The sequence below is a fragment of the Novipirellula galeiformis genome (genome assembly GCF_007860095.1).
Lineage (GTDB): Bacteria > Planctomycetota > Planctomycetia > Pirellulales > Pirellulaceae > Novipirellula > Novipirellula galeiformis.
The window spans coordinates 1-1,010 of record NZ_SJPT01000030.1; the positions used below are offsets into that span (position 1 = coordinate 1).

The window sequence follows — 1,010 nt, forward strand, 5'->3', positions numbered from 1 at the left end:
CGTGCTAGCTACGAAGCACTCGTCAACAGCTCACGCGCCCGCCGCCGGAGATGGTAGCGGCGGTGCGTCCGATGACTACGCATCGAATCGACACGCTCGGGTCGACCCGCAACCGTGCAAAACAGGCTGCCAAAGTCGCTGGCTAACTCGCACCAAGACGAAGCATCCAAACGCAATCGCTTCAGCACCGAGGGCACTCCCGCGGGCGTCTTCCCACGCTTGCCCGGCGCCACCTGGCGAGCTGTCCAATCGAGCAGCTGAAGATAGTCCTCTAGCGGCATCGCCAGAAAACCTTTGTCACTGCAGCGACACCCCGATTCGCTCGGGCAAGGGCCAATCGGATCGGTCCGCTCATCGATCGTCAGCGGAGAGAGAAAACGATCGACAGAATCAACTGCAGCCATCGCAAGCGGATTGGCGCTTCCGGCCACCTCGCAACGGTCGCCGGCTGGGATCGCTTGAATTCGGCGTTGCAGCGAAGTGTGATCGCTGCCTTCGAGCGTTGCGGCCATTGCCGCTCGAATCGGATTGAGGTCGACGTAGGCGGCACACGCGAGCAGCGACGCTTCGTCGGCTAACCGCGTCGCATGAAAGCGATCCTGAAAGAACCGCCCCGATTCTTCCTCTTCGCGGTTGGCCCGTGTCGCGACACGCTGGCAAAGCAGTCGCATCCACCAACTGATGCTACTGAGTCGTTTGCGGATCTCGGCACGTTTAACGGGACACCCTGCGATCGATTGAATTTCAGACTCGGTTGGCGGCATCGGCGAGCCGTCGGCATGGCGGCGATGGGGACAAAGCAACATCCATCGCCGCGCCACCTCCTGGTCATTCCAGGCGACGACCACATCGGGGCGAGTGCGCAGGATCAGATGGAAATGGTTCGAGAGAATCGCGAATCCCAACAGATCAATTCCGAAGGCGGCAGCGAATTGCTGCAAATGCTGTTCGATCCAGACTTTGCGATGGTCGAAGTTTTTTCCCGAGTAAGGATCATCCCCCATCAAGAA

Annotated in this window: 1 protein-coding gene; it reads right to left on the reverse strand. The window is 59.9% G+C overall.

Translation table 11 applies throughout. The features are described from left to right. Positions 1 to 8 precede the first annotated feature (8 nt). Positions 9 to 1,010: hypothetical protein (locus Pla52o_RS26535; protein WP_231612690.1), on the reverse strand; the 1,002-nt coding region annotated here is incomplete at its 5' end.